A 20,953-nucleotide genomic window follows, 5' to 3' on the forward strand; every position below is an offset into this window, starting at 1 on the left:
GAGGTGTTTATGTTGCAAGAGCTCATCTTATACAGCGCGCAAGGTTCCAACAGTTCCGAACGAGTGGAGTGGGTTCTGGATTATAAGCGTATTCCTTATACGCGAATCGAAGTGACCAACGAGGCGTTGCATACCACCTACCGTGAAATTAATCCTTTTGGCTATGTGCCTTGTTTAGCGGTTTCGGGTCATACGCTTGTAGAATCCATGGCCATTATTGAATACATAGAAGAAACCTTCCCCAAGGATAAGCTGATAGGGGGCTCTGCTCTGGAAAGAGCGGCGGTTCGAAGTGTGTGTGAATACGTTAATGCAAGTATTCATTCGCCTCAAAATAGAACAGTACTCAAGGCGTTTCGGCCAGAACTGACGGAGCAGTCTAAACGTGAGCTTAGAGGGCATTGGATCGCTACTTGTCTAAATCAGTTAATGGGGCAGTTGTGTGCAGACTCACCATTTGCTATAGGAAAGCATTTTTCCATTGCCGATATTTTTGTGGCCAGCATTTATAAAAAAGCACGCCAACATGGCATGGAGGAGCTGCCATTTTATCAGCAGCATTTATTATGGTTGCGCCAACACGCCAGGATCCAAGCGGCAGAACCTAGTGTAACCCCTTTCTGAAATTGTCTTGTGGAGCCAGGCAACAGGGATCAAATCAACTTTAAAAAGACAACGTGTAAAAAAATGCGCCTCTTTGTAACCGTCCAAAGAGGGGCTTGTTTTGATGACTTTTAATGAGGTTCTGTCGCGGCTAGGGAGCTTATAGATTAACCGCTATATCTTCCGCAAAGCCTAACATGATGTTGAGGTTTTGCACCGCCGCACCAGATGCCCCTTTACCAAGGTTGTCTAACTTCGCAACGAGAACGCCAGATTGGTTGTCTGGTGCGCTTAAAACAGACAGCTCGATTTGATTGGTATTTTCCAAACCATGGGGGGTTAGGAAAGGTGCCGAGTTGTCTTTCACCACATTAAGATCGTTTACTGTCACGAACGTATCCTTAGCGTATACCTCCGCCAGCTTGGTGTGCAACTGCGCCATGGTGACCCCATCTTTTAACTGAATCGGCAAAAAGGTCAGCATCCCTTGGCGAAAATGCCCAACACTGGGCACAAAAATCGGCGCTTTGTCTAAGCCAGCCCACACTTGCATTTCAGGAAGGTGTTTATGGCTAAAGTTCAAGCCGTAAGCCGCGAATGCCGGAGCGTTATGAGTGCTTTCATAGCGATCAATCAAGGCATTCCCGCCACCACTGTAGCCGGATACTGCGTTGACACTGTAATCCCCCGAAGCGGGTAACAACCCTGCCTCTACTAGTGGCTTAAGCAGTAAAATCGCACCGGTAGGGTAACAGCCTGGGTTAGAAACAAACTGCGCCTGTTGAATTTTTTCGCGTTGGGTAACATCCAATTCAGGTAAGCCATACACCCAACCCTCAGCCACTCGATGTACTGAACTGGCATCGAGAATGCGGCTGCCTTCTTCTTTCGCCAGCGCAACACTGTCTTTTGCGGCATCGTCAGGTAAACACAAGACGGTGACATCGGCTTCTTTCATCAAACGACGCTTTTCTTCGACATCGCGCTTTTTCTCAGGATCAATACTGATGATTTCAATGTTCGGATGCTTGATTAAACGATCTCTAACTTGAAGGCCTGTGGTACCTGTTTCGCCATCGATAAATACTTTTTTCACAACCTTGTTCCTGTGTTTGTTGCTGCAATTATCCCAGATTATACGTGGATTTTTTTGCCAATGCTCGCCCCTTCTTCCTACGTATTATCACTTAATAAAAGATTTGTCCTCAATGCTTGTTTGGAAAAACCGCCATTATAAAAAGGCCGCGTTCACGAACGAGGCAAGAAACCACATGCATAGGGCGTATCGCCAGTTATTGTTGACAATAACGCTAGCGGGCACCTGATAACGGCCAGTCATCAATAAACCGAGGCCTGTTAAGGCACTGCTCCCCGTGGAGATGGCCCAAGCACTAAAAAAGAGAAAGCCCAGTTGGGTCGGCTCAGGATGCAAAGGCAACAAAATTGGGCTGACAACCGCAATGCTGATGATGGGGTGAACCCCGACAAAACTGACCAGTATCATTCCGGCTAAGGTCACGGCGAAGATAAAGACACTGAAATGAGAGGAAGTGACATCAAAAACCTGTGGGTAGCACAAAATAATCGCCTTGATACCGTTTGAAAACAGGCCAGCGGCGAGAAACAGCGCAAATTGGCTGCCAATGCGGGGTAACTTATCATCCACAAAGCTCAGCAGCGCTTGTTTTCTAGGTCGAGCTTTCATGAGTAACATGGTTGCTATTGGCGCGATCAGACAAATAAGCACCAAGATACTGATGTTTTGCCAGGTAAAATGGCAGATGATGACTGCAATGGACAAAAGCAAGGGTACAAACAGGCTTTCACGCCGGATGGGGTAGCCTTCAAAATCGCCTTTGGTGCGTCGATAGGCTTGAATCGTAGAAAAAGCCACAGACATTAACCCCATGAAAATGCCGGGGATTACCGTGTGTTGCCATTTCATCCCAGGGGAATAGGTCAAGGCGACCCCGGTTGCGACAAAAAATGGCGACCACCAAGCGGCGGCGGAAAAGCTGCGAGTGATGACAAATTGTTGTGTTGAGCTTAAGCGCCCGATGCCTTTCATACGATCAGCAAAGACCATAATGACCGACATGTTAATCACCGCCCCCAATAATTGAACCCCAAAAGCCGTATTCACAATGGCTTTTAGTCCTTTTGGCAAAGGGCGGCTGGTATCTCTTGAGCTGGTTAAATCCAAAAAAGATACCGCAACGAACATGGCAAGCATGGGTAAATTGATGGCCAGTACTTCTCGCCATGTCATCCAAATGCCTTGTGTTGCCGCAAAGATCAGAGCAAGCACGCCGATGCCCATTAAAATCAGCACCTGACGTTTCGCGCCTTTGGGCAGCGTTTTCCACATTGCCGCATTAGCGCCCCAAGCACATAAGGTTGGCAACGCGGTATTTACCCAGCCTGCGACCGATAAAAGATAAAAAACGAGTGTCCCTAACACCAGCCATCCGGTGAATTTGTTTAAAGCAGGCATAATATGCAGCGTATCCTTAAGCTCGGCATCGTGTTATGTAAGAACGGTAAAAAGAGAGGGCGAGTGTATCGCATTCGATACGATCATAATGCGATATCTTGCTGCTGTCAGCAAGTTGCCATATCAATACAAAATAGGAATTTTATGCTGGAAGATAGGATTATAGGCTCGATTGAGCCATCGTCATTGGATTGAATAAAAAAGAGAAGACGGCTCTCTACCAGTCTTCTCTTTTTACGATCCATTACGGAGTGATTAACTCTGGTTGTATAGGGCTTAACTCACCATTTTATGAGGGTCGATGACGAATTTCTTCGCCGCGCCGCCATCAAAATCAGCATAGCCTTGTGGTGCTTCGTCTAGGGAGATCATTTGCACGTTCACAGCTTTGGCAATGTCAATTTTATCAAACAAGATGGCTTGCATCAGTGCTCTATGATACTTCATCACAGGGCATTGACCCGTATGTAGAGAATGAGATTTTGCCCATCCAAGCCCAAAGCGCATGCTTAAGCTACCATGTTTTGCTGCATCATCTTGGGCGCCTGGGTCTTCTGTTACATATAGCCCTGGAATACCAATCTGACCGCCAGCGCGGGTCATTTGCATCGCAGAGTTCAATACCACAGCAGGGGCTTCTTGATGATGGTTGCAGCCACAAGCATGAGCTTCAAAACCGACACAGTCCACGAACGCATCCACTTCGCGATCACCAAGAATGGCTTCAATCTTATCTTGAATATCGCCATCTTCTTTTAGATCAATAGTTTCACAACCAAATGAACGGGCTTGATTCAGACGATCTTCGATCATGTCACCAACGATGACACAGGCTGCTCCCAGAAGATGAGCCGAGGCCGCCGCCGCTAAACCAACCGGACCTGCCCCTGCAATGTAGACGGTAGAACCAGGACCAACGCCAGCCGTTACACAGCCGTGGTAGCCTGTTGGGAAAATATCAGATAATAGGGTGAGGCTTTGGATTTTTTCGCGGGCTTGATCCGCATCAGGGAATTTAAGTAGGTTAAAATCAGCGTAAGGCACCATGACGTAGTCGGCTTGTCCACCAACCCAGCCGCCCATATCGACATAACCATAGGCCGCTCCTGGTCGAGCAGGGTTAACATTCAAACAGATACCTGTTTTGCCTTCCTTACAATTACGGCAACGGCCGCAGGCAATGTTAAATGGCACAGACACCAAATCACCCACTTTGATGAACTCAACATCTCGTCCACACTCGATGACTTCACCTGTGATTTCATGCCCGAGTACTAATCCTGTTGGGGCGGTGGTTCGACCACGAACCATGTGCTGATCGCTACCGCATATGTTAGTGGTGACGACTTTCAGGATAACCCCATGATGACACTGACGTTTTCCTAAAGACAATTCAGGGAAGGGAATCGCATTGACTTTGACTGTCCCATTACCTTGATAGACGACACCGCGATTTGCATGATTGTTCATATACGACATCCTTTTTTATTTTATGTATGGAATGACTGGTCATATTGTCACCAATCATTATTAGGATAGTCCTTTTTACGACCCAAAAACACGCCAAAAGCGACTTCCTAGAAGTCGCTTTTATCCTTTCTTATTTTATCCGTAATTGTATTAACTAAGGAAAATAGATGGCTAACTATTGGTGCAAAGGCCAAAAATTGATCAGCAAGGTAAGGGTAATGATGCCGACAAAAATATTCATGGGAAGGCCAACTTTTAGGAAGTCCCCAAAGCGATAGTTCCCCGGACCGTACACCATTAGGTTGGTTTGATAGCCAAGTGGCGTAGCGAAACTGGCCGACGCAGCCATCATAATGGCGAAGATAAAGGGCTCTTGGTTTAAACCCGCTTTATTGGTGATTTCTAATACGATCGGCAGCATCAGGAGTGCAGCGGCATTATTGGTGATCATTTCGGTTAATAGGGAGATGGTGATGTACGTGAGGATCAACAAAAGTACGGCGTTGCCAGCACTTAACGCTACTATGTTGGTCGCAATAAACTCGGCTACCCCCGTTTTTTGCAATGCAGCACCAAGAGCAAACGAGGCAGCAATGGTGATGACTACCGTTAAATCAATGCTTTTTTCTGCTTGAGAAATACTTAAACAGCCCGTTAACAGCATTAGCCCCGCCCCTAACAGAGCGGCATTGAGCATAGATATTGCTCCAAATCCTGCAGCAACCACAACCGATGTGAGAATCGCCCACGCTAAATAGGCCTTTTCATGGCGTGGCGTATCGTGATCAAGCTCGTTAACCAGCAAAAAGTCTTTGTTATATTGTTGACGAGTGACAAAGGCCGGACGCGCTTCTAATAAAAGCGTATCACCTGCGCGCAGGGTAATGTTCCCTAAATTGCCTTTTACTCGTTCGCCCGCTCTGGCTACGGCCAATACCGCTGCACCGTAACGATTACGAAACTGAGCGCTGCGAATATTGCTGCCAATGACATCACAGTGAGGAGAAACAACCGCTTCAACAAGGCGTCGTCCTGCTTTTGGTTCTTTGAGTCTATCCAGATGACCGTCATTTTGTGGGGCACTTAACCCATGAATTTTTAGCAAGTCTGAAATCGCCTCTGTATCGCCAGCAAATACAAGACGATCGTTAGCAAATAAGATTTCATCTGACGACGCGGCAGAAATACTGGCACCGTTGCGTTCAATCTCGACCAAATAAATGCGCTTGATATCACGTAGGCCAGCTTCTTCAACGGATCGACCCACTAAGGGACCATGTTCTGTCACCATTACTTCTAAGGTGAACTCTCTAACATTTGAAAACGCTTGATTGTCTTTTTTATTAGGTAACAGCTTAGGAAAGAAAACAAACATAAATAGCCCGCCAAGAATGGCCACTGGCAAACCTAGGGCAGTGATATCGAACAAGCTAAAACCTGCATGACCCGTTAAGGCTTTATATTGCCCATTAACAATCAAATTTGTACTGGTGCCGATTAACGTTACCGTACCGCCCAAAATGGCCGTATAACTCAATGGGATCATTAATTTTGAGGCCGGTATATTGATCTTTTTACACCATGAATGAATGGCTGGAATCATAGTGGCAACCACTGGGGTGTTGTTTAAAAAAGCACTCAGAAAAGCAACAGGGAAAAATATGCGAAGCAAGGCTGAACGCTCAGACTTCGGTGAGCCTAAGAGCTTATTGACCAACAAATCGACACCACCTGAGGAATGAATGCCTGCCGCCACCACAAACATCGCCGCGACCGTAATCAATCCCGTATTGCTAAATCCTGCAACGGCTTCCTTAGGAGATAAAATGCCAAATAAACTGAGCAAGGTCAGCGCTCCCATCATCACAATGTGAGGGCCAATGCGTGAGACGATCAACGTACTTAAAACAATAATGGTAAGAGTTAACGAAAACCAACCGTCCCAACCCATATAAGCTCCTAGTTTGATGGCAAAGAAAAGAATCGGATAAAAGGCATTCTAGAGGGTGTTTTAAGAATTAAAAGAAATAAAAAATGATTTGTATATTCTTATATTGAATATAGGTTTGAATTATATAAAAAAAGTGTGAACATTTATTATCCCACTCAAAAACAGCAAAGAAAGACTGGCTAACTCTTCCCCAATTGGATTAACCTTAATTATATCGCTTGACCCTTTTTTTGAACCTCAACGCTAAGTCCAGAGAAATAGGGGCTTCGCAAAGCTCATTAAAAAAAGGGTATTTTTATCGAAAAACCATAAAGCTCTTTTACAATCAAACACTTAATGGTATTTTGGCATACTTCACCGCCGAACAGGCGGCTTAGAAAAAATGGATTGTAAGAGGATCTATCCATATTGACTTCACCGCCGAACAGGCGGCTTAGAAAAGCTTCTTAACATAAGCTAAATGCTCTAATGACTTCACCGCCGAACAGGCGGCTTAGAAACATGCCGTTAGGTGTTGATACGTCAATACGACCTTCACCGCCGAACAGGCGGCTTAGAAATAAACTATTCATTCATTGGGACAAGTCTGATTCTTCACCGCCGAACAGGCGGCTTAGAAATTAGTAGCTTACACTCATTGATCTAGAATGCACTTCACCGCCGAACAGGCGGCTTAGAAACGAGACACTAGCAACAAAACAAGTTAATGTTGCTTCACCGCCGAACAGGCGGCTTAGAAAATTGAATAGTTGTGTTAGTTGTGGCATATATTCTTCACCGCCGAACAGGCGGCTTAGAAAAATAGCAGGGTAAGGAGTTAGGGACGCTTAGACTTCACCGCCGAACAGGCGGCTTAGAAATGTTGTAACCCATCTTTAAAATTAACTTTCATCTTCACCGCCGAACAGGCGGCTTAGAAATGAGGCATTAAAGTCAGTACCAGTTGATAAACCTTCACCGCCGAACAGGCGGCTTAGAAAAGCCCGACAATAGGGTGTGTAGGCTCCCACTCCTTCACCGCCGAACAGGCGGCTTAGAAATTTGAAAGCTACGATTAAATCATCAATGACAACTTCACCGCCGAACAGGCGGCTTAGAAAAAATAAAACTTTAACGGAACCACTAAAAGAACCTTCACCGCCGAACAGGCGGCTTAGAAATGACGCACTTGCGCCGCATCCAGTGACGTGATCTTCACCGCCGAACAGGCGGCTTAGAAAGCACTAAAAGACGCGTTTTTCATGGGGTCACTCTTCACCGCCGAACAGGCGGCTTAGAAAAGCTGCAAAAAGCTCTTTGCTGGTATTGAAGCCTTCACCGCCGAACAGGCGGCTTAGAAAATCATGAAAGTAAAATCATTTCTTATTGTGAGCTTCACCGCCGAGCACGCGGCTTAGAAAAGCCCCAACTTGCCAGCGGATATCGGGGGTGGTGATAGGGCGACAGATGGCGCCTTGTTCGTTGGCTTGTTGGCGGCACAGGGCGGGCACGACGGCGACGCCTTTGCTGACTATGCGTCCCACGGTGGTGAGGTGGTGCGCGTCGAAGGCGGCATTACTCTACTTGTCCTTCTATCAAACGGCCTTCTTCCTCGGGAATATCTTCCAGTGTGATGCTTTGCATAATGCGTTCTTGCGCTTGTAGGGCATGCTTTTTCCATTTGTTATGTTTATCAGAACGATCTACACGGTGATCAAATTCTGCTTCTAGAAAACAATGCTCACTTAATGGAAGGCAGTAATAATCTTGAAATGAGCGGCGGTTATAGCGCCATTCATGATAAAACACCCAGGTTCGATTGTTTATCTCTATTTGTTTGGCGGGATCAAGGGGGGGGTAGCCCCTGTTGGCTAGTGCATACCCTAACTGTTCTGCTTCATAGTTCTCAAATTCCTTTTCTTTCCCTTCGATAATAGCATTTCGGCTACGGTCAAATCGCTCTTTAATTTCTTGTCTGACTTTTGTATTTTGTCCCTCTGGGCCATTATAGAAGTTATCATATTCTTGAATGACATGGTTAGCTAATGCATGGGTGTCGAGAACATCGATTTTTTCTGTTCGTTTAATTCTAAGCTGAAAAGTGAGAACACCAAGTTCGTTATCTGGAATAAGATTGACTAAAGGTAAATACCCCCACATTCTTGTTAGCATATGAACATATTCATGCTGCTCGAAGGATTTTCTATTTTCATTAAACCAGCTTTTTGAGTGGTAGGGATAATGAAGATCAACAGCGCTAGATTTGACAGACACATTACTTTCCGGAACCTCAGCAGTGAGAAGTTTATCTTCAAGTATAAAACGATAATTGCGAGAATGATTAAAATCTGGCCCTGCTAGAAAGCCACGATAGAGGGCTGTTAACTTATTGATCATAAGCGAGGGTCTCCTTTCGGCAAAGTGCGCATAAATTTTAGTACTTCGGCTGCTTTGTCTCTATAGCCTAATAGCTCCAATTGCTTGGCATAGGTTTTTAATCCCAGAAAGGGAAGTGTGTGCGGGCTGGCTCCAATATCACCACCTTTCACGTTATCCAAAAAGCGCCAAGCGCGAATAAAGCTGCTTCTTGAATGTTCGACTTTGCCAGCAATATTGGGCACGGGGTCAAAGGGGTTATTACGTACCGAGTGAACTTTTATTCCCACCCCTTTTGCCATACTTTGTAATAAGGCCAGCTCCGCACCAGTGCCATGGATCGCCACCTGCTGGGTGGTGAGTTGGCCGCTGTATTGACGACGAAAATGCTGTAATGCCGAGCAAAAAATAATTGCTCCTTGGCTATGGACAAGCCACTTGACCTTTTTACCTTGTTGTTGATTTTGCGCTAACACCGCTGCTAAATGTTGTGCATTGTGGGAGGTGTTGCCTTTTTTGCGGTCAAAAGCGCACTCTATGGCATCCAGCGCAAACTCATCCGTTGGGTTATGGAATAGGGTATAGGCTTGAATAGTATCGCTTTGATAGGCGGTATCAAGATGGGTGCCCATTAGCCAAGTGGCTTTAGTGAGTTCATTTTGCATACCATTGACAGCGGCATGTTCTGTATTGACTTGTGTTGTAGGTTTTGGATCACGTGACCAAGCATTTTGAATATCCCGAAGTCCCTCTTCATCCTCGGCTTTTTGGTATTTCGCTGAACTTATGCGAGGGACTTCATACAGCATTGTCCGCTCTGTCGAGTGCCTGTCTTTTGCACCATGCAATTGCTCGTCGAACAAAATATCATGGATAACTAAGAACTGGCCTTTTATAAGGTATTCAATCAAATAATGATAATTACGAAATGGGTATTTGGTACGGCGGATACGCCGAAAGGGGTTAAGGCTGTGTTTGATGGAGCTGGGGGAATTAGGATGCTGGCTGATTTCGATAATTTCTTTTGCGACCATCATGGCGTCAAAGTCATTAAGCTGAGACAGCATGGCGAGCGCCTGAATGGTAAATTGCACTTTTCGAAAAGGAAAGCCACTGGGCAAATTGACATTATAATCGGCTACTGACTTGCTGTTGAGTGTGATGGTGTCTTGGGCGCTGGCGCTGTGCGAGATTTTACTCCATGTCATTTGAGCTGTCCTTAATAAATACAATAATGGCTGTGTTTTGTCCTGTAATCTTTTAGTTTATCAAAAATCATTCAATAAACGATTTGCTCATTGTGATTTTTTCTTTTTACTTGTGATTTTTTTACCTTTTATAAAGTGGGTTAATGACTCTCTAAATCCAGTGATCGATAAGAGTCGATCAGTACATCCAGCATAGCAGCGGCGGCAACGGAGAGGTGGGATCTGGGTTTGCAGACGACGCCCACTTGCCAGCGTATGTCGGGGGTGGTGATAGGGCGACAGATGGCCCCTTGTTCATTGGCTTGTTTTCGACAAAGAGCGGGCACGACGGCGACGCCCATGCCTTCGCTGACCATGCGCCCCACGGTGGCGAGTTGGTGGGCATCGAAGGCGACATGGAGTGGAATGCCCGCATTAGCTAGGGCGCTTTCTATTAAGGCGCGTACGCTGGAGGGACGTTGTAGGGTAATAAAGTCGTAGGCAAGGAGCGCTTGCCAAGTGATGCTGTTTTGCTCTGTGAGTGGATGGTCTTTTGGCAATATAGCAATAAAGCAATCTTCGTAAAGAGGGTGGAAGGTGAGGTCATTGAGTGTATCTGGTTCAAAGGAAATGCCGAGCTCCACTTGATTGTTGGCGACCATGTCGACCACTGCATCGGATAGTACATCATCAATGGTCACTTGGACGTTGGGAAAACGCTGGTGATATTGACGAATGGCTTGGGGCAGTAAGGAGGCCGCGAAGGATGGCATGGCCGCAATGCTGATTTTACCTAGCTGTAAGGCAAAGCGTTGTTTCATTTCATCTTCGGCGTTTTCCCATTGGGTTAATAAGCGTTTGGCTATGGGCAACAGGGCTTCGCCTTCGGGCGTTAATGATACCGTTCTGGTGGAGCGAGTCAGTAGCTTTCCACCGAGGCTCGTTTCTAAGCTTTTGATTGATAAGCTCAATGCCGGTTGCGATAGGTGTAGCTGGTTGGCCGCGTTGGCAAAGCTCATGCTTTGTGCAACACATAGGAAGGCCCGTAGTTGCTTGATATTCATTGCTGCCCTTGTTTTGTAAAACTTATTAATAAATATAAAAATTAAAATTAATTTATTTGTTGCGATCCGTCAAACTGAACTTATCTGTTTTAAACACCGATTCATAAGGAGAATAATAATGGCGGGGTTTGATAAGGTGGTTTCCACTTATGAAGAAGCCATGCAGGGGTTAGAAGATGGTATGACCATCCTTGCTGGCGGCTTTGGTCTATGCGGTATTCCAGAAAATCTGATTGCCGAAATTCAACGCAAAGGCACCACAGGGCTCACGATTGTTTCCAATAATTGTGGGGTCGATGGGTTTGGCCTTGGTCTCTTGTTAGAAAAGAAACAAGTCAAAAAAATGATCTCTTCCTACGTTGGCGAGAATGCGCTATTTGAAAAACAGCTTCTTGATGGTGAGCTGGAGGTAGAGCTCACGCCCCAAGGAACCCTCGCTGAAAAAATGCGGGCGGGCGGCGCAGGCATTCCAGCATTCTACACCGCAACAGGGGTGGGTACACCCGTTGCAGAAGGTAAGGAGGTTCGTGTCTTTGCAGGGCGTGAATATCTATTAGAAGAAGCCATCACCGGTGAGTTTGCTATTGTTAAAGGCTGGAAAGCGGATCGCTATGGCAATGTTATTTATCGTCATACCGCGCAAAACTTCAACCCCCTTGCCGCCACAGCAGGGAAAATCACAGTGGTGGAAGTGGAAGAAATTGTTGACGTCGGTGAGTTAGAGCCTTCGCAAATTCATACGCCAGGTATCTATGTGGATCGGGTGGTTCTCGGTACCTTTGAGAAACGCATCGAAAAACGCACAATAAAAGAATAACGAGGTGTCAGATGGCTTTAACAAGAGAACAAATGGCGCAGCGCGTCGCCCAAGAGCTAAAAGATGGTTTCTATGTCAATTTGGGGATTGGTATTCCAACCTTGGTGGCCAATTACATTCCACAAGATATGGCGGTGATGCTGCAATCCGAAAATGGTTTATTGGGTATGGGAGAGTTTCCTACTGGAGAGACCATTGACGCGGATATGATCAATGCGGGCAAACAGACAGTCACGGCGGTAAAGGGCGCATCGATTTTTTCTTCGGCTGAATCCTTTGCGATGATTCGTGGCGGGCACGTGGATTTAACCGTATTGGGGGCATTTGAGGTAGATGTTCAGGGCAGTATTGCTTCTTGGATGATTCCGAACAAATTGGTGAAAGGCATGGGCGGCGCGATGGATTTGGTCGCAGGAGCGGACAATATCATTGTCACCATGACCCATGCTTCCAAAAATGGTGAATCCAAGCTACTTGATACCTGTAGCTTGCCTTTAACGGGCAAAGGCTGTATCAAAAAAGTGCTGACCGATTTAGCATGGTTAGAAATAGAAGATGGTGCGTTTATTTTGAAAGAGCGTGCCCCTGGCGTGACCGTGGAAGAAATTCAATCCAAAACTCAGGGCAAATTAATCGTGCCGGACAATGTACCAGAGATGCAGTTTGCGCAGGCGTCGTAAAATGCCTCTAACGCAAATAAAGATAAGAGACCGTCAAAGGAGCCGATATGAAAGCTGTTATTGTTGCTGCGGGTAGAACGCCCATAGGGTCATTTAATGGGGCATTGTCCTCATTGAGTGCGGTTCAATTGGGAACGCAATTGTTATCAGGCTTATTAGCCAAACAGCCTGAGTTAAAAGAGCAAATAGACGAAGTCATTTTAGGTCAGGTATTAACGGCGGGTTGTGGGCAAAACCCAGCTCGTCAGACGGCGATCCATGCAGGCCTGGCTAATACCGTGTCTGCCATGACGATCAATAAAGTCTGTGGCTCTGGTTTAAAAGCGGTGCAACTAGCGGCACAATCCGTATTGAACGGAGATGCCAAAATGGTGGTGGCAGGCGGGCAGGAAAGCATGAGCCAAGCGGCCCATGTGTTGCCGGGCAGTCGCAGTGGTAAGAAATTGGGCAACTGGGAGTTGGTGGACTCCATGGTCAAAGATGGTCTGTGGGATGCGTTCAATGACTATCATATGGGTCAAACCGCTGAGAATATTGCGACCCGTTGGGATATTAGTCGCCATGAACAGGATGCGTTTGCTGTTCAATCTCAGCAAAAAGCCGCTAAAGCCAGAGAAGCAGGGCGCTTTGTTGATGAAATTTTTCCGATCTCCATTGCGCAACGAAAAGGGGAGCCGATTATTGTTTCAGAAGACGAACAAATCCGTGCGGATACCAGTGAAGCCCCATTAGCTAAGTTGCGTCCCGCTTTTAATAAAGAAGGCACCGTTACGGCGGGTAATGCCTCATCATTGAATGACGGTGCCGCCATGGTTGTGGTGACGACCGACGACGAAGCGAAGCGTTTAGGCTTAACGGTATTGGCCACCATTGAAGCTTGCAGTAGTGCGGGGGTTGATCCCAGCATCATGGGAACAGGCCCGATCTCAGCGACGCAAAAAGTCTTAGGGAAGGCGAATTGGTCGGTGGCGGATTTGGATCTTATCGAAGCAAATGAGGCTTTTGCTGTACAAGCCATGTGTGTCAATAAAGACCTTGGTTTGGATACCAGTAAAGTGAATGTGAATGGGGGGGCGGTGGCACTGGGGCATCCTATTGGCGCATCGGGCTGTCGTATTTTAGTGACTTTGTTGAATGAAATGCACAAGCAAGATGCCCATAAAGGCTTGGCAACTTTATGCATTGGTGGTGGTATGGGCGTCGCCATGTTGGTATCTCGTTAATAGGGAAGAAATTAAAGCGAAAAGGTATTGCGACTCGAATGAAACACATAAGCGGCTATTTAGAGAGATCCTCGAAGATAGCCGTTTTTTTATCCTATAAAAAATATAAAAACAGGAATAAATAGATGAATACTCTCGAACAAAAACAAACCGCGCTGCAAAAAATTAGTCAATTCTTTGTGATTTTACTGCAACGCTTTCTTCCTGATCCCTTTATTTTTGCCATCGTACTCACTCTTGTTGTGTTTCTACTGGTGATGCCCATCACCGGACAAGGGCCAATGCAAGTGGTAAATGCTTGGGCGGGAGGTTTCTGGAACTTACTTTCCTTTTCCATGAAAATGGCAATGGTGGTAGTGACGGGTCATGCCATGGCGAGTGCGCCTGCTTTTAAACGCAAACTGGCTATGTTGGCTGGTGTAGCGAAAACGCCAGGCCAAGCGATTGTGTTGGTGACCGCTATTAGTGCGTTGGCTTGTTGGATTAACTGGGGATTTGGGCTCGTCGTTGGCGCCATCTTTGCCCGCGAGATTGCCACACGAGTGAAGGGTGTGGATTATCGCTTGTTGATCGCCTCGGCTTACAGTGGTTTTTTATTCTGGCACGGTGGGTTATCTGGGTCGATTCCGCTTGCCATCGCGGGGGGTAAGGATATTGCAGTGGTGACCAATGGGGCGGTAACGGCTCCGATTCCAACCTCAGAGACCATCTTCTCAGCAATGAACCTCACCATTCTTGCCGTGATGTTTGTCACCATTCCGTTGCTGAATCGCCTAATGCATCCCGCCCCTCAAGATACCATGACGATTGATGCGGCTTTACTAGATGAGCCAGAAGAGGCTAAGCCAGCGCGCGCGAATATGACGCCAGCTGAGCGTTTAGAGAACAGCCGTTTACTGTCTTGGTTATTGGGCATCATGGGCTTTGCTTACATTATTTATTATTTTGTGACCAAGGGTTTTGCTTTGAATTTGAATATCGTGAACTTTACCTTTTTGTTCACGGCGATTTTGCTCCATGGTACCCCTAAGAGCCTGTTGAATTCTGTCTCACAAGGGGCGCGGAATTGTGCGGGCATTCTGCTCCAGTTCCCTTTCTACGCGGGCATCATGGGAATGATGACGGCAGTGGGATCTGGCGGTGAGTCGTTAGCGGGTGTGATTTCGCAACTGTTTGTCTCTATTTCGAATGAGACGACGTTTCCATTGTTTACCTTTTTAAGTGCGGGTGTGGTGAACTTTTTTGTGCCCTCTGGCGGTGGTCAGTGGGCGGTACAAGCACCTATCATGATGCCAGCTGGCGCGGCGCTGGGTGTGAATGCGGCAAAAACGGCCATGGCCATTGCCTGGGGCGATGCGTGGACGAATATGATCCAACCTTTTTGGGCCTTGCCTGCCTTGGCCATTGCGGGGCTTGGGGCAAAAGACGTGATGGGCTATTGCATTATGGCGCTACTAGGCTCCGGGGTGATTATTTCAGCCGGCTTTCTTCTGTTTTAGGAGGACTTTCTAGTAGGATAAACGATTAGCACATTTTCAACGAACAATACGGTCTATTAGGCCGTATTGTTGTTTTAACCCAGTATTAAATGCAATGGAAGGAAGCAGAATATGGCGATTGAAACCTATCACCCCAATGATCAGCATGACTTGATTGAGTTATGGCAGCAATTGTTTCCCAATAACGGTGCTCATAATGAACCTGCTTTCATGTTGGCGGCGAAGCGCGAGGTGGATGACTTGATTTTTGTTGCCAAGGAGGGTGGGGAATTGGTAGGAGCCTGCATGGCAGGATATGACGGCCACCGTGGATGGCTATATGCTGTGTCTGTAAGGCCTGACCATCAAGGCGAAGGCATTGGTAGAGCTTTGGTGGCTCATGCACTAGAAGCCTTGCGAGAAATAGGTTGCATTAAGGTCAATTTACAGGTGCGAGAGGACAACAAACAAGTTGTGCAGTTTTATGAAGCCCTTGGTTTTTCTGTGGAGCCCCGAGTCAGTATGGGGTTGTTACTGGATTAGTTCAGCCTGTCCTTACTACTCGTTTATTCCCATCAGATGCGGTAATCTGGCCTATATCATAGCGAGGGGAAATGAGTGATCAAGCCAAAACGCACTATAAACGGTTACTACATCGCGATTATTGTGGCGATTGTCTTTTCTTGGTGGGGCTTGTTGGACAGCAAAGCGTCGGAATACATTTCGTCGTCACTGGTACAGGCGTTGAGTGCTTTTGGGCTTGCTAAATTATTCAATGCCACGGTGTCTGTGCTGCAAAGTGTGCAGATCAGTGTGTTTGTCAGCTCGGTGACCATTGGCGAGTTATTAGATCCATTTAACGACATGATCGAAGATTTTTCCGGTGTGATGAAAATCGCGGTCACGTCACTGATTTTTCAAAGCATTCTGCTTAAAATTATTTCCACGGTCTATTTCAAAGGGTTTTTAACCCTATCGGCCTTACTGTTTGGCTATTTATACTGGATCAAAAGTCGCTTTACGGAATTCGCTTATAAAATATTTGTGAGCGCGTTGGGGGCCAAGTTTCTATTGGTGTTGGTGGTGTTATTGTCCGCGCTGGTGGACGTGTCTTTTTTGAGTCATGAGAAGACCCAAACCATAGACAAAATCCAAGCACATTCCGCCGATATGGACGAGGTCACAACAGGGTTGGGGGTTGCTGCGGATTTAAAACAGTCCCTTGATAAAGACAAACAAACACTCGAAGAAAAACGCAACGCACAGCAGCAAGTGCTGGCTGATGAGAGTGTCCATTTAAGACAATTGATTCTGCAAAATGAGGCGTTGAATCAACAAATTACCGAGCGCAAAAAAGCGTTATCTACGTTAGATATTTTGTTTAATAACGATAAGGCATTGTCTGACCTAGAAGACAAACAAAGCGCCCTTAACGACGAGCGTTTGCAAACAGAGCAGAGCATGAAAACCACACAACGTCAGATTCGTGCCATACAAGAGTCCATCCAAAAGCTGAGTTCAGATAACTCAAATGATGGTTTGTTGAGCAACTTAAAACAAAATGTTGTTGGTTTGAGCCATTTTAAAGACAAAATCAGCCACTATGTAGAAACACTTAATGGCCTAGTTAACGACTTTCTCACCTTATTAGCCTTGTTTGCTTTCAACACCGTATTCATTCCCATTTTGTTTCTGTATTTAGGCACAAAAGGCTTCAAACTGATTTGGCAGATTAAACCGTCTGGATTGGTCGAGCGAGCAAGAGAAAAGGGGATGCTTGATTGATATTGTTATATTACTGGAAATTGGTAAGAGGACTCGAGTATCAATTTCCTTATCTCCACTAAATATACCTATTTATGTATAATTTCTTTCTTTTTATGATCTGGGTTATTGGAAAGGAGGTTCAAGACCACTATGTTTGGTTTATTTAAAACGTACGATGTGCACATGTGCTCGGAGGTTAAAGGAGTCTTAACGTTAGATGGCAGCCCCTTAGGTGGGATCGTTGTAAATCGCTATCTGAAATTTGCTTATAAGTTAGAAAAAGAAGATCAAACTATTACGAATCAAGACGGTTCCTTTTATCTGCCTGAAGTGAAAATACAGTCAAAGATACCTGGAGATATGTTTTCGCAGGAATCGACTTTCCAACTAATAACGGTTAACTATTCTGATAAATCGTATGAATTGTGGCGTTCTAAATTTCCTGGTCTTGTTGAACTAAGTGAATACAAAAAGAAGCTATCTTGTCTGAATGGCGATTTATCATCAGAAAAAGTCAATTTTGCTTTTCAAAATGATACAGATGAAAACTTAGAGTTCTCTGCTTCGAGTATCTGTCGATGGGAAAATGATTTCGAAGTCTATCAAATAAATGATGATACTGACTATTTTAAAGACTTATAAAGGATAAAAGGATTTATATGAAAACGTTATCGCCTCGTGTTGCGGTTCAATTAGCAGAATTTGCTTATGAGAGTTTAGGCGGGACTGCTCAAAGACCTATGGTTATTGAGCCTAACAGAGTAATAAGTCAGCATTTTGCCTTTGATTCACAAAAATCATCTCTAGTAGGGGTAACTGGTACTGTTGCGGAACATGTCTTAAAACACTCTACTGGTTTTGGATTTTTTGGTATTGGTAGAAACGAAGGAGATCATGCGGGAGAGGTTGTCATTGCTATAAGAGGTACTGCGGGTATAGCAGACACACTCACTGATTTACACTGTGGTTTAACAGTCGGCCCAAATAATAAAGCAGTGCATGCAGGGTTTAATAGAACTTTTGACTCAATTAAGCCTCAGTTGGCTGTATTGTTAAGTAAAATAGGAAGTCGTCCAGTTCATTGTGTTGGTCATAGCCTAGGTGGCGCTTTGGCAACATTAGCCGCTAGTTGGATTAAAGAAAAATATAAAATACCAGTGAAGCTTTATACATTTGGTTCTCCACGAGTCGGTCATAGTCCATTTGCAGTACAAGCTGAGACTAGTCTGAACGGCGTGTATCGAGCTGTGAATAGAAGCGATCCCGTACCAATGGTACCGGTTTGGCCGTTTGTACATGCAGGTAACGAATACCGTCTTAGTACAAGCGTATCCTTAACTGGTGCCGCTCATAAAATGTTAGGGGATTCGCCAGGATATATTAAAACAGCTTCACTTTATCCCGATTATACAAGTATGGAAAAAGGTTCTCTAGTTAATTTTTCTATTACTCGACTGAAGTATGTTAATCGTCATCATGCCTATTTTAATGCATTTTGGGCAGAGCGAATTACGAGTGCTTTGCTGACTTTATTGCGTGAAAGTGGAAAAATATCAAGTGTTCTAGCCCAAGGGGCCATCAGCGGAACATTAACTTTATACGATGTGATTGCTCGTGCTCTTGTTGAAATATCAGAAATATCTTCGGAATATGCTGAGGATAGTAAAGGGCTAATAGGGCATATTTTGAATTTTGTCGGTAAGCCCGGTGTTAAAGTGGTTGATGTAACTTATAGGCTGGCAAAAGACGCTTTGTACTGGATGTTGGAAAAGCTAAATAAGCTTGTTAAATCAGCCATTACAATAGCACCATATATTGGAATGAGTTAAAAATATTATAAGCATGATGTGAAATAATACGCCTTTCATCATGGTTCCTTAATAGGCCTCAATATCAAGGAAGGTACATGGCAGAGTCATCACAAGCGCCTCTAATGGGCCGACAATTTACTTATCAGCAAGAGAATTTGCTTGCGCTTTATCAGGAAATGGAATGGTTGAGCTTGGTGATCAATCAGGTGATTTGCAGCTACCTCAAGCAAGAAGGGCATGAGAATCATTGGTTGGAGATTCCCCAGCCGCCGATAGCACCTGGCTCTAGTCTCTATGCGGATTTACTGATTGATTGGGAGCTTAATGTATTTGAGCGCTTGGCATTGGCGCTTGCTATGGCGCCTTCCATCAAGCCAGATGCTCTGGATTTTTTCTTTGGCTTAAATGGTTTGATTGACCGACCGTTTACCGAATTTGGTGGCGTGTCGGATAAAGCGTTCAGTGGCTTTTTGCCCACTGGTCAAACCCTGAATTTTCTGATTAGTGCCAACAACCCTGAATGGCGCGAGCATTGTATGGCTATTTTGTCACACAATCATCGTTTAATGGCGGAACAGGTGACAGAGTTGATGTCGGTGGATTCTGGTCTGCCCGCTTGGGCGGGTGTGTACCGCATGAGTGAGCATTGGCTTCATTATTTTGTCACAGGGGAGCATTTACGTCCTGAACTCAGTACGAGCTTTCCTGCGCACCCATTAGATACACCGATGACTTGGGATGACCTAGTCCTCGACTACAGTGTGATGAGTAAACTCGATGACATACGCGCTTGGTTGTCTCATGGTAAAACCTTAATGCAAGATTGGCAGCTTGATAAAAAAGTCAAAGCGGGCTATCGGGCGGTGTTTTTTGGTCCTCCAGGGACTGGGAAAACCCTCACAGCGGCCTTACTGGGTAAGTCCACAGGCAGAGAAGTGTATCGAGTGGATTTGTCCATGGTGGTATCCAAATACATAGGGGAAACCGAGAAAAACCTCTCCCGTGTTTTCGATGCAGCAAGTTATAAAGACTGGATTCTGTTTTTCGACGAAGGGGACGCCCTGTTTGGCAAGCGCAGCGAAGGTAGCTCTTCCAATGACCGCCATGCCAATCAACTAACGGGATACTTGCTGCAAAAAATTGAAGACTTCCCTGGCACCGTTATCATCGCTACCAACTTGAAAAGTAATATGGACGACGCCTTTACCCGTCGCTTCCAGAGCATGGTGCAATTCACCATGCCAGGTGTCGAAGAGCGTCTACAGCTTTGGCAAAACGCCTTTCGTGGTGTTTGTGACCTTGCAGACGACGTGGATTTGCCGCAAATCGCCAAGGATTACGAAGTAGCCGGTGGACATGTGATTAACATCTTGCGCCAATGTGCCCTGAACGCAGTGCGCCGTAATGAGCGTACCGTGTATAAAGCCGACTTAATACAGAGTATTCGGCAAGAGTTTCAGAAAGGAAATAAAATTATTCTGTGAAATTCAATAGAAAAAAGGTAGATTGTGTATAAAATGATCAGAAAGGCCTTTGCGTGACGTCGCGAGCAAAGGTACCAAGGTACATTGAAAACTCAGAGGGCATTGAGCGCATGTATTCAAAACGTAAAGACAAATCGACTCGGTTGTTACAGACCCCTGTGCAGCGTAAAGCCAGCCATACAGGCAAATCACTGGAAGATAACCGAGAACACGCCCCTGTTCAGCGCCAGCCTAATCGCACAGGTTTACCCGACAATCTTAAAAGCGGCATGGAAAACCTCAGTGGCATGAGTCTTGATCATGTTAAAGTCCATTACAACTCCCCCAAACCTGCTGCTGTACAAGCCCATGCCTATGCCCAAGGCAGCGACATTCACCTTGCCTCTGGCCAAGAAAAACACCTTCCCCATGAACTAGGTCACGTGGTGCAACAAGCCCAAGGGCGGGTTCAACCAACCACCTCCGTGGGCGGCATGGCGGTGAACGATAGTCAATCGCTGGAGAGTGAAGCAACCTCATTAGGCAATAAGGCATTGCAAATGAAGCCAACACAGACTTACGGCGACTGA

The 20,953-nt window shown here is 45.7% G+C and carries 19 protein-coding genes and 1 CRISPR repeat array; of the genes, 12 read left to right on the plus strand and 7 right to left on the minus strand.

What is annotated here, in order from left to right; translation table 11 throughout:
- Window positions 1-9: 9 nt before the first annotated feature.
- Window positions 10-624, plus strand: a complete 615-nt coding sequence (locus MSP8886_RS11255; protein ID WP_067016429.1) for a glutathione S-transferase family protein — start codon at window positions 10-12, stop codon at window positions 622-624.
- A gap of 139 nt (window positions 625-763) precedes the next feature.
- On the opposite strand, the gene argC is transcribed toward MSP8886_RS11255, so the two are convergent.
- The 4 genes from argC to MSP8886_RS11275 form a co-directional block, all read right to left on the minus strand.
- Window positions 764-1,699 carry an N-acetyl-gamma-glutamyl-phosphate reductase gene (argC, locus tag MSP8886_RS11260; protein ID WP_067016431.1) on the minus strand — a complete coding sequence of 312 codons (936 nt, stop codon included), beginning with the start codon at window positions 1,697-1,699 and terminating at the stop codon, window positions 764-766.
- Window positions 1,700-1,834: 135 nt separating this feature from the next.
- Window positions 1,835-3,097, minus strand: coding sequence for a hypothetical protein (locus MSP8886_RS11265; RefSeq protein WP_067016433.1), 1,263 nt, complete (start codon window positions 3,095-3,097; stop codon window positions 1,835-1,837).
- A 276-nt stretch (window positions 3,098-3,373) separates the two neighbouring features.
- A complete protein-coding gene (gene fdhA, locus MSP8886_RS11270) occupies window positions 3,374-4,567 on the minus strand; it encodes a formaldehyde dehydrogenase, glutathione-independent (RefSeq protein ID WP_067016435.1) in 1,194 nt (397 codons plus the stop codon).
- A 175-nt stretch (window positions 4,568-4,742) separates the two neighbouring features.
- Window positions 4,743-6,518: an SLC13 family permease gene (locus MSP8886_RS11275; RefSeq protein WP_067016437.1), complete on the minus strand. Its 1,776-nt coding sequence runs from the start codon at window positions 6,516-6,518 to the stop codon at window positions 4,743-4,745.
- A gap of 352 nt (window positions 6,519-6,870) precedes the next feature.
- A CRISPR array of direct repeats spans window positions 6,871-7,918; the repeat unit is 28 nt; unit sequence CTTCACCGCCGAACAGGCGGCTTAGAAA.
- Window positions 7,919-7,927: 9 nt separating this feature from the next.
- Between MSP8886_RS11275 and MSP8886_RS22345 the strand changes: the two genes are divergently transcribed.
- The gene (locus MSP8886_RS22345; protein ID WP_175365300.1) at window positions 7,928-8,131 is read left to right on the plus strand and encodes a hypothetical protein; all 204 of its coding nucleotides are present in this window, start codon (window positions 7,928-7,930) and stop codon (window positions 8,129-8,131) included.
- Here the strand turns inward: MSP8886_RS22345 and MSP8886_RS11280 are convergent.
- The 3 genes from MSP8886_RS11280 to MSP8886_RS11290 all read right to left on the minus strand — a co-directional run bounded on the left by MSP8886_RS11280 (window position 8,073) and on the right by MSP8886_RS11290 (window position 11,124).
- The gene (locus MSP8886_RS11280; protein ID WP_067016439.1) at window positions 8,073-8,894 is read right to left on the minus strand and encodes a hypothetical protein; all 822 of its coding nucleotides are present in this window, start codon (window positions 8,892-8,894) and stop codon (window positions 8,073-8,075) included. The genes MSP8886_RS22345 and MSP8886_RS11280 overlap by 59 nt on opposite strands.
- A complete protein-coding gene (locus MSP8886_RS11285) occupies window positions 8,891-10,081 on the minus strand; it encodes a hypothetical protein (protein ID WP_067016441.1) in 1,191 nt (396 codons plus the stop codon). The genes MSP8886_RS11280 and MSP8886_RS11285 overlap by 4 nt, the downstream gene beginning before the upstream one ends.
- Before the next feature lie 140 nt (window positions 10,082-10,221).
- Window positions 10,222-11,124: a LysR family transcriptional regulator gene (locus MSP8886_RS11290; RefSeq protein WP_067016443.1), complete on the minus strand. Its 903-nt coding sequence runs from the start codon at window positions 11,122-11,124 to the stop codon at window positions 10,222-10,224.
- Between the two features lie 118 nt (window positions 11,125-11,242).
- Between MSP8886_RS11290 and MSP8886_RS11295 the strand changes: the two genes are divergently transcribed.
- The 10 genes from MSP8886_RS11295 to MSP8886_RS11340 all read left to right on the plus strand — a co-directional run bounded on the left by MSP8886_RS11295 (window position 11,243) and on the right by MSP8886_RS11340 (window position 20,953).
- Complete coding sequence (locus MSP8886_RS11295) at window positions 11,243-11,941, plus strand: CoA transferase subunit A (RefSeq protein WP_067016445.1); 699 nt, start codon at window positions 11,243-11,245, stop codon at window positions 11,939-11,941.
- A gap of 11 nt (window positions 11,942-11,952) precedes the next feature.
- Entirely contained in the window at window positions 11,953-12,621 is a 669-nt protein-coding gene (locus MSP8886_RS11300; protein ID WP_067016447.1) for a CoA transferase subunit B, read from the plus strand.
- A gap of 47 nt (window positions 12,622-12,668) precedes the next feature.
- Window positions 12,669-13,844 carry an acetyl-CoA C-acetyltransferase gene (locus MSP8886_RS11305; RefSeq protein ID WP_067016449.1) on the plus strand — a complete coding sequence of 392 codons (1,176 nt, stop codon included), beginning with the start codon at window positions 12,669-12,671 and terminating at the stop codon, window positions 13,842-13,844.
- 125 nt (window positions 13,845-13,969) lie between these two features.
- Window positions 13,970-15,343, plus strand: a complete 1,374-nt coding sequence (locus MSP8886_RS11310; protein ID WP_067016452.1) for a short-chain fatty acid transporter — start codon at window positions 13,970-13,972, stop codon at window positions 15,341-15,343.
- Between the two features lie 111 nt (window positions 15,344-15,454).
- Window positions 15,455-15,865: a GNAT family acetyltransferase gene (locus tag MSP8886_RS11315; RefSeq protein ID WP_067016454.1), complete on the plus strand. Its 411-nt coding sequence runs from the start codon at window positions 15,455-15,457 to the stop codon at window positions 15,863-15,865.
- Between the two features lie 75 nt (window positions 15,866-15,940).
- A complete protein-coding gene (locus MSP8886_RS11320; protein ID WP_067016456.1) occupies window positions 15,941-17,107 on the plus strand; it encodes a hypothetical protein in 1,167 nt (388 codons plus the stop codon).
- Between the two features lie 132 nt (window positions 17,108-17,239).
- Window positions 17,240-17,731, plus strand: coding sequence for a DUF6795 domain-containing protein (locus tag MSP8886_RS11325; protein WP_067016458.1), 492 nt, complete (start codon window positions 17,240-17,242; stop codon window positions 17,729-17,731).
- Between the two features lie 17 nt (window positions 17,732-17,748).
- The gene (locus MSP8886_RS11330; RefSeq protein ID WP_067016460.1) at window positions 17,749-18,918 is read left to right on the plus strand and encodes a lipase family protein; all 1,170 of its coding nucleotides are present in this window, start codon (window positions 17,749-17,751) and stop codon (window positions 18,916-18,918) included.
- Between the two features lie 77 nt (window positions 18,919-18,995).
- Window positions 18,996-20,384, plus strand: coding sequence for an ATP-binding protein (locus MSP8886_RS11335; RefSeq protein ID WP_217491344.1), 1,389 nt, complete (start codon window positions 18,996-18,998; stop codon window positions 20,382-20,384).
- A gap of 53 nt (window positions 20,385-20,437) precedes the next feature.
- Window positions 20,438-20,953: an eCIS core domain-containing protein gene (locus MSP8886_RS11340; RefSeq protein ID WP_245659086.1), complete on the plus strand. Its 516-nt coding sequence runs from the start codon at window positions 20,438-20,440 to the stop codon at window positions 20,951-20,953.

The sequence above is a fragment of the Marinomonas spartinae genome (genome assembly GCF_900089775.1).
Taxonomy (GTDB): domain Bacteria; phylum Pseudomonadota; class Gammaproteobacteria; order Pseudomonadales; family Marinomonadaceae; genus Marinomonas; species Marinomonas spartinae.

Bases quoted from the DNA above. Each gene is read 5' to 3' on its own strand.
- MSP8886_RS11275 (WP_067016437.1), bottom strand. From the start codon at position 6,518: ATGGGTTGGGACGGTTGGTTTTCGTTAACTCTTACCATTATTGTTTTA.
- MSP8886_RS11265 (WP_067016433.1), bottom strand. From the start codon at position 3,097: ATGCCTGCTTTAAACAAATTCACCGGATGGCTGGTGTTAGGGACACTC.
- fdhA (WP_067016435.1), bottom strand. From the start codon at position 4,567: ATGAACAATCATGCAAATCGCGGTGTCGTCTATCAAGGTAATGGGACA.
- MSP8886_RS11255 (WP_067016429.1), top strand. From the start codon at position 10: ATGTTGCAAGAGCTCATCTTATACAGCGCGCAAGGTTCCAACAGTTCC.
- MSP8886_RS11290 (WP_067016443.1), bottom strand. From the start codon at position 11,124: ATGAATATCAAGCAACTACGGGCCTTCCTATGTGTTGCACAAAGCATG.
- MSP8886_RS11335 (WP_217491344.1), top strand. From the start codon at position 18,996: ATGGCAGAGTCATCACAAGCGCCTCTAATGGGCCGACAATTTACTTAT.
- MSP8886_RS11280 (WP_067016439.1), bottom strand. From the start codon at position 8,894: ATGATCAATAAGTTAACAGCCCTCTATCGTGGCTTTCTAGCAGGGCCA.
- MSP8886_RS11330 (WP_067016460.1), top strand. From the start codon at position 17,749: ATGAAAACGTTATCGCCTCGTGTTGCGGTTCAATTAGCAGAATTTGCT.
- MSP8886_RS11285 (WP_067016441.1), bottom strand. From the start codon at position 10,081: ATGACATGGAGTAAAATCTCGCACAGCGCCAGCGCCCAAGACACCATC.
- MSP8886_RS11305 (WP_067016449.1), top strand. From the start codon at position 12,669: ATGAAAGCTGTTATTGTTGCTGCGGGTAGAACGCCCATAGGGTCATTT.
- MSP8886_RS11310 (WP_067016452.1), top strand. From the start codon at position 13,970: ATGAATACTCTCGAACAAAAACAAACCGCGCTGCAAAAAATTAGTCAA.
- MSP8886_RS11295 (WP_067016445.1), top strand. From the start codon at position 11,243: ATGGCGGGGTTTGATAAGGTGGTTTCCACTTATGAAGAAGCCATGCAG.
- MSP8886_RS11315 (WP_067016454.1), top strand. From the start codon at position 15,455: ATGGCGATTGAAACCTATCACCCCAATGATCAGCATGACTTGATTGAG.
- MSP8886_RS11300 (WP_067016447.1), top strand. From the start codon at position 11,953: ATGGCTTTAACAAGAGAACAAATGGCGCAGCGCGTCGCCCAAGAGCTA.
- MSP8886_RS11325 (WP_067016458.1), top strand. From the start codon at position 17,240: ATGTTTGGTTTATTTAAAACGTACGATGTGCACATGTGCTCGGAGGTT.